This is a genomic window from Caecibacteroides pullorum, assembly GCF_019239235.1.
GTDB lineage: Bacteria > Bacteroidota > Bacteroidia > Bacteroidales > Bacteroidaceae > Bacteroides > Bacteroides pullorum.
The window spans coordinates 1-8317 of the sequence record NZ_JAAZTS010000045.1; the positions used below are offsets into that span (position 1 = coordinate 1).

Below are 8317 nucleotides of genomic sequence, written 5' to 3' on the forward strand. Positions count from 1 at the left end.
ACAAAAAGTATCTAAGTGTGATCCTGTTCAGTGCCTTAATGCTGGGTACGACAGGAACGTTCACATCTTGTAAGGACTACGATGATGACATCAACAACTTACAAGAACAGGTGGACAAACTTAAGGATCTTCAGACTTCAGTAGATGGTTTGAAGACTTCCATCGACGAGGCTAAGGCTGCTGCCGAACAGGCAAAGAAAGACGCTGCCGACGCTTTGGCAAAAGCTCAGGAAGCTTTGGATGCTGCCGGTGGAGGTGATGAAGCATTGAAAGAACAAATCGCAAAGCTTGAAAAAGCAGTAGAAGAGCAGGCCCAGAAGATTGCTAAATTGGAAGAGTTAAGCGTGAAAGTTGCTGCGTTGGAGAGCAAAATTGACAACGCCGCTACAAAGGAAGAATTGGCTGCACTTAAGGAAGAATTTACTAAGCTGAGTGCACAATTCATGAATATCGTGGGCGGACGTCTGACAAGCACAACGCTTATTCCTGAATTCCACATCAACGGTATTCCAGCTATCACCTTTACGACTTTGCAATATACTCCTCAGGTATATGTAAAGGCTGAACACACGGGACACATCGCTGATGGTACGATGACAGACCATGCGACAAAACCATGGTTGGATCATGCTGGTGTAGAAGGTGCTAAACCTTTGTATATTTCTACAGAACTGAATGAAGTCAACTATCAGATGAATCCGAATATGGGTGTTACCAAAGATGACGTGGAAATGCCTTCATTCGATTGCATCAAGTCTACGAACATCACGACCAAAGCTGTTGATGTTACCAACAACAAGCCTATTGAAGTTACAGGTTATGACATCAAAGATGGTATCATGACTGTTACGTTCAAGAAGAATAAAGAGTTCTTGGGTACTATAATTGGAACTGACGGTGATGCTCATGGTGTTGATAAAAAGGAAACATTCTACATGGCTTCTTTAAAGACTCCGATAGCTGAAGCTAACTTGACAGAGGAAGAGAAGGAAAGTGGTGAAGAAGTAGCTGTAAATTCTGAATATAGCAGAATTGAGGAAATCGTTGCTGTTCCTTATCTGGCCAACAGCAAGACAGACTTTACGGCGCTTAAGGCCGGTGATTTTGCAGACGAGACTCAAGGTACTGGCGACAATCTGTTCTATGTACACTACCATGACTCAATCTGTCTGTACAACTCAAACAACAACGAATTGGTTGACGTTAGAGCTCAATACAACGAGCCTCTTGATCTGAGCAAGCTTGTTACTGTTTGTGTTACTTCAGTAGCTGACCATGCAAGTCACTCTGAACTGAAGAACTATGCAGACTATGGTTTGGAATTCCGCTTCGCTATGGCTTCAGCTAAATACCTGCAAGGTGATCTGAAAACAGACGAACAGGCATTCGGTAAGATTCTGAACGGTCACTTCCTGAAGTCTGAAGTATATGATGTAGAACTGGGCGACAATGAATATTCTAAGACATCTATCGGTCGTGAACCGATCGTACGCGTGTCTTTGATTGATACAAAGAATAATAACCTCGTAGCTCAGCGTTACATCAAAGTTCGTTGGACAGGTGAAAAGGAACAGACTATTCCTGCATACACATTCCCCGAAAACATCGTAACTTGTCATGACATGTGGCGTCAGATGTTCTCACAAGCTATGAACGAGAACGTTTATCACCAGGTTAAGTTCGACGGCGGACAAAGTATCAGCAAGACACAGTTCCATAGCATTTATAAAAAACTGAAGATTAACGAACTGCGTAAGGATGGTGAGAAAGTCGATTTGACTACATTAGGTATAGCTACTTCTACTGATCCTCTCAACTGGTATGAAGGTTCAGATAGAGTAAAAGAAGACGGAAATGAAGCAATCGTTGGTGCTCCAACAGAACCTGATTTGGTATTCACTATGATCGAAGATGCACTGGACAACACTTCATACAATCTGGTATGGGCTATGAATCCGAAGACTGTGGGTACTCTGGCTTATGCAGATGGCAAGTATGCTTCTACATTCGAAATCGATATTGAATACGTTGATGAAAGCGGTTTGAACGGTAACATCAAGCAGACATTCAAGCAGACCATTGTTGCTCCGACTCAGAAGTTTGCTTACCAAGGTACTTATTGGAAAGACGGTAAGGGCGAAGGTGTATTCAACGTGAACCCGATCGTATTCAACACTTCTATTGACGGTTGGTTAGGTGCAGAGAATATACCTCACATTTATCCGGGCTTAACAGGTGGATGTGAACTGAAAGACTACAGCCACATTGAAGCAGACTTGGTAAATGGTTATATCTATGAGCCAACCAAGAAGAAACCGACCAGCTTGGCACAGTTCATCCAGTACATCCGTGATTGCGCTGAAGTGAAGTTCGTATTCGATGAAGACAGATTCAAGGATTATGACTATTTGACTGGTTTTGTTCTTGATGGTACAAAAACTCAGTTGTGGAAATCAGTAGTAGGTACAGCTGTTGATATTGATCATTCAGCTCCGAATCCGAATATCGGCATGAATGATAAAGATATATGGGACTATAAGCAAGACAATAAGTTGGCTGCAACTATCAACAACTTCATGTCAGCTACTACTCTCGAAAATGAAAAGAACTTGCCGTGGGATTACAGTGAGCCATTAGGTGGTGTTGACGTGGATCAGTGCTCTGCAATCATTCGTCTGCATGAAAACGATGACTTGAACGGTACAGATGCAGCAAAAGAATTGATCGGCCGTGCAGTACCTGTTAAGTTGTTGGTTGAATACAACGCATACAACGTCATCCCCGTTCAGAACTTTGAAGTATTCTTCATCAAACCTCTGGATGTTGACGGAACAATCGGTGAAAACTTCGTGGATGCTGAAATCGACGGTAGCTTCTTGAGCGTAGCCAAGAACTTCACATTCACAGACTGGAATGATTACAAAGTTGCTGCTGCAGGTATCAAGGATGCTGATAAGACTGAAACAGATAAAGACGACTATGCACACCAGTTGTATGACTACTATGCTGTGAAAGAAGTAACATTCTTGACAGATAAGACTACAACAAGCTTGGCATGGGATGCTGCAACAAGCACTTATATCCACAAGGATGGTGTGAAAGACGGTGTATTGCCAACCGGACGTTCTTTGAAGATGATGAATTGGGTTGAAACAAATCCGAAGTCTTCTGCTACGGAAGTTCCTTCAGATCCTACTCACTTGGCATACTTCAACAACTCCGGTACTCCGGTTAACGTTGACTACTTCCTGTACATTGACGTAAATGTTCAGTACAAGTGGGGAACTCTTTCTAAGAACGATCTGCAAGTTAGAGTTTCTAAAGCCGGTGGTACTCCTTCTGGTGAATAATGAATATGTTCTTTAAATGACTTAAATAAAGAGGGTATCCTTTAGGGATGCCCTCTTTTGTATCCAATAATTATATACTAAAGATATGCAGAAACATTTTATATTTATTATTGCAAGCTTTATTACCGCACTTTTCGTTGCCTGCGGGCCAAGTGTCAAGCAACATTCGTTCGATGGAGTTTTCTTTACTGAATCCGGTATACGTTTCGAGCTGAAACCGGACTCTACCACACTCATCCTGTTCCAGGATAGTACGACTTACGAAGGTACATGGACCATTTCGCATACTGCAGACAATCAGGAATATGCCAACATCGAGTTTGGTGGCTATCCGAAATATTACTATTTGAAAGATTCCAAGCTATATTACGAAGAAGAAGATATGCTCAGCGATCAATTCTCTACTCCAGTTGTATACGCTGATTAATATTACTTACTTTATTTTTCTGAAGTCGTATATTAGCTTTGTAACTATCAATATTATTACGCTAACTATTAACTTTAGAAACATAACTATGGACTTTAGAAATTGTGAAGTCGTTAGTTGCTAAAGTGAGCTTGTTCTATAGTCTTTCGCTTAGCATATGTCTCTCACTTCTGAATTTTACTTCCAATTGTATCCTCCACGCTTTCACAGCTTTGTAATTTGCTGTAAGACAATATGATATTGTGAAAGATAATTGTGGGTAGATATACTGCTTTCAACGTAAAAGACTTTAAATCAAGGTGTTTTAGTGAAACTTCACAGAAAGATTATACGAACCTTGAGGGGAGGAATTGCGAGAATCAGGATTTATAAAGACAAAAAGACTCTCCTGCAATAAACAGAAGAGTCTATTTTGTCTTTAATTGTTTTTTAGAGTCAAATACCTGGGCAGCATCTATGCGAATAAGATTGAATGCAAATTTAATGCAGGCTTCACATTGTACTCATTCGTTGTATTCTAATCGGTTGATTTATCCAATAGTTTTTGTCCAGCATCTTTTACTGCGAGCCTCCAACCATCCTTGCATTTAATAGGATTGAACATGAATCCTATGGTGTTTGGAGTTGGATCACCAGCTTTCTTTTCAAAGAATTCAATAGTATATTTCACCTCATTCACTTCGTAGGAATAAAAGGTGTAACTATCTATCTGATAGGCTAAAACGGGGAAAAGTTTAAACATCTTTTTCAGTTGATCCGCCTTACTCTTAGTTAATGGAGTGACCTTTCCATCATCCTGCAAAAGTGATAGCATACCTAATGCCATGTCTAGTTCTCCAGCTTTCAATGCCTGCATACAGCTATCGCAACGTTGAAGTACCGCAACGGTGTCTTCCTTAGTCAGTGTCTCCTTGAATGATGGCACGGAAGCATCTCTTGAACCGCTGCCGCAGGAATGGGCAAAGACGAGAAACAATGACAATATAAGAATATAACCTAAATTTTTCATCGCTTTATATTTGGTTATAGTTAGTAAAAAAGAGAGTGTGCCTCTCTCGTCAGGGAAAAGACACACTCTCAAAAATCTATATAATCACTTCGGATTAGTTACCCATAGTATGAATGACCTTGCAATCAACGTATGCCTTGATATCACCCCACTGATAGCTGAACTCAACAGGGATGCGTACCCAGAATTCTTTTACGTTGTTGTTGTTGTTATCATACTTGATCTGACCGAAACCAGCTTTAACTCTATCATAAATTGTAGCATGAGCAGATGCCAATACATCACTTGTGGTAAAGTTAATTGCATTTTCGTTGATTTGATCAAACTTAACCTCTTTGCTAACTGTAGAAAGCAACGGAGCTCCATCAAGTTTGTCTTGACCAGCACCTTCGCCCATACCTAAAGTGGTAGTAATACCATCGAGATCTACCGTAGCACTCTTAAAGTTGTAATAAGCAAATAACCATGCGTTCTTAGTATCGATCGTATTACCGTTTTCTGCTACGAACACAACATCACGCCAATCGTTGAAATCAAACAGATCAATAATGTTAATAATTGAACCGTTGGCTTCTGCATCGGTGAATGTCTTTCCATCTTTGCCTTCGATGTCTACAGGACGCTGGATTCGTGCCGGATAAACATTGTCAGACAATGAGAGAACTACATCGCAGCTTGAATAAGCTGTGATACCAATCAGAGCAGTCAAAGACTCCTTGTCGTCATGTGCATAGGCATTCAAGATGTCTTTTGCTACAGTATTATTCTGATATTCAATACACGGATCATTCTGATAAGGAGTAGCAGTACGTCCGTTCTGGATCTCTGCGATTTGAGTCTTCGTAGTACCGTCAAATGCATACAATTTAGTGTTGGTATAGAATCCCTTGGTTGCATTGAATGCGCGTTCCAGCTCAGTTGCTTCTACGTTAGTGAAATCTTTACCGAAGGTATAGATCTTACTATTGCACATGTCTGTAGCTGTCAGGTCATCTACTTTCAGCGTATATTCCTTGCCGCTTGCACCTTTGATCTTCTTGCCGTCAATTTCAGGACGGAAATAGTACTTATATCCACCATTTGCTCCGTTCAGAACTGAAAGGATAGTCGGCGTATAGGAAGTAAATGTACCGTTAGAAATTTTGAATTCAGGTTGTTGCACATTAGTAGAAGTCAATGTCCAAACTTTCCAAGGAGCGTTCAAGTTGTTTACGAACAGAGTCGGGAATTTATTATCATACGGCTGGTCAACATTTACATGGATACCTTGACCACCCATCCAAGTTGAACCATACCAATGATCCATGTTATCGCTGTACCAGTACTCTGGAATGCGAGTCTGTACATTAGCAACAGGTTTTTCTACATGGATTGTGATAGGCAAGTAGATAGCCGGATAGTTTTCAGACAATTCTGCGTCAGCCGCATCACGTACGTATCTTACGTATACAGTCTTGGCGTGATCTGCACTACCGGTGTATTCGCCTTCGTCAGCCTTGCTCAGATAAACCGTCTGCATTTCGCATTGATCAAGTGTCCAAGCCAAAACATCCGTAGTCGTACCACCCGCATCATCTGTTACTTCTTTAATTGTTCCGATGTAGTCTGTTGCTAAAGCATACGTCAGTTCACCAGTTCTTACAAACTGTTTGGCTTGTTCATTAGTAGCATCACCAGCGTTAATAACATCCAGTTTGTATAGTTTGTTGAATTCTTCCTTGCTAGTGACAGATGCCATTTCAAGTACCTTGTAAGCGAATTCGTCCCAAGTCAGCACTGCTTTCATTGCATAACCGGTTTCGTCATCGGTGCAACCAAAGTTGAACTTACCTTTGTCGAAGAAGTCAGTTTCTTTGTTTACAACGTCGCGTACGATTTCCAGCTTGATGTAACCGTCCAGAATAATTTTGTTTTCACTATCGCGAACTAATACCTGAACCAGCGGATGTCTACCGATAGCAGATACGCCCTGCTCGCCCGGCAGAGAAATACCTTCACCTCCGTTGTCTTTTACAACACATGCAATAGCTTTACCACTACTAATCTTAGTAGGATCCAGATACTTACTATCGTGCGTCTTGTTTGTACCCACTTCATACTTCACCAAGTTAAACTCGAACTTCATACCGTAGGTGTTGACAGCTTCTTCTACAGTCATCACCTTATGTACTTTTTCGGAGCTCTTGCTAGTGTTGGTGTCCCAAGTGTAGTGCAGACAAAGTTTCTTCAACAGATCGATACCTTCCTTGTCGTCATATGCCAAGAACAAGCTGGCCGGAACCGACTTTTCGGCAGCGCGATATGGAGCTGTGTACAACTCATATTCCTTCTCTGTTGGTGCGCCTGGACAATTATCATCTTTGTATGATGACTCTTCGGTTTTTGTACCGTCATTGTATGCGATAGCCACCGGAGTGATGCGGGAAGCATACAGCATAGCGTAGTCAGAAGTAATGATGGTATCTCTGTCACCCATCGTGGTGAAATCGGATGTTAATGCGAAAATCGTAGCGTCGTTTTCACCGTCGCCTTGTGCGCTTTCGATTTGGTTGTCACCATAAGCCTTGCTAGCAATCTTGCTGCCCTGAGCCTTCAGACCTACAGAAAGAACTCCGTTTTCTACTTTGGCAGACTTGGAAACGTACTGAATCAAACTTTCTTCACCTGCTGCACGGGAAATAACTTCTACATTACGATTAATGAACTTCAATCCCTCTTCATCAATTTTTGCAGATGTCGGATTGATGTTGTAATTAACTGTAATCGTCGGGTTGAATTCACCGTATGTCGGTTTTTGGGCGGGAATTGCATAGTCATATTCGATGCCTTCCGTGTACATACCCTTGATTGTAAAGGCAGATTTTTCGTTTGTAGTACCAGTCGTTTCAGATGCATTTTTGTTTTGATACGGATAGTACAGATAGCCGTATTCGGCAGCTTCAATACCGTCTACATACAAATCAGGGATGAATACCATAGACTTCAGGTCAGTCTTTACATAGAATTTAGCACTATCCTCACCAATTGTAATGATATAACCGATTACCTCACCGTCTTTTTGGATTTCAGTAATAGAAGCGTTGAGTGTCGGTTTCTGTACGCCTTCAATCTTGATGTCGCCATAATACAGGTAACCATCTTCACCCCATGCCAATAATTCGGGATTAAATGCGGCTGGAACTTCTGGAGTTGCAGGAAGAGTTGCTTCTGAAATGACAGAGCCGTCAGCTTTCAGATAGATTTTACCATCTTTTACTTCCAGACTATAAGTCGGAACATTGGTAGGCATAGGAAGTTGGAATGTCTCTCCATTGCCGCCTGTCACCGTCAATTTCCCGGTAGCCGCATCATACTTGACTGCCGTTACATAGCTACCTGCAGCTTTCTGCAAAGCATCGATGTCTGCGACAATCTTGTCCACTTGTTCTTGTAAGTTGTTGATGTCATCATCGTAGTCCTTACAAGATGTGAACGTTCCTGTCGTACCCAGCATTAAGGCACTGAACAGGATCACACTTAGATACTTTTTGT

The 8317-nt window shown here is 41.5% G+C and carries 4 protein-coding genes; 2 read left to right on the forward strand and 2 right to left on the reverse strand.

What is annotated here, in order from left to right:
* Positions 1 to 3350 (forward strand): hypothetical protein (locus HF894_RS14790; RefSeq protein WP_246593282.1); only part of this gene is annotated, 3350 nt, incomplete at its 5' end.
* 85 nt (positions 3351 to 3435) lie between these two features.
* Positions 3436 to 3777, forward strand: a complete 342-nt coding sequence (locus HF894_RS14795; protein ID WP_204973389.1) for a hypothetical protein — start codon at positions 3436 to 3438, stop codon at positions 3775 to 3777.
* Between the two features lie 517 nt (positions 3778 to 4294).
* Here the strand turns inward: HF894_RS14795 and HF894_RS14800 are convergent.
* Positions 4295 to 4786 carry a hypothetical protein gene (locus HF894_RS14800; RefSeq protein ID WP_021846476.1) on the reverse strand — a complete coding sequence of 164 codons (492 nt, stop codon included), beginning with the start codon at positions 4784 to 4786 and terminating at the stop codon, positions 4295 to 4297.
* A gap of 94 nt (positions 4787 to 4880) precedes the next feature.
* A partial coding sequence (locus tag HF894_RS14805; RefSeq protein WP_204973391.1) for a hypothetical protein occupies positions 4881 to 8317 on the reverse strand: 3437 nt, incomplete at its 5' end.

What these genes read in the sequence shown, in the direction of transcription:
- HF894_RS14800 (WP_021846476.1), bottom strand. Translation starts at nt 4,786, where the DNA reads ATGAAAAATTTAGGTTATATTCTTATATTGTCATTGTTTCTCGTCTTT.
- HF894_RS14795 (WP_204973389.1), top strand. Translation starts at nt 3,436, where the DNA reads ATGCAGAAACATTTTATATTTATTATTGCAAGCTTTATTACCGCACTT.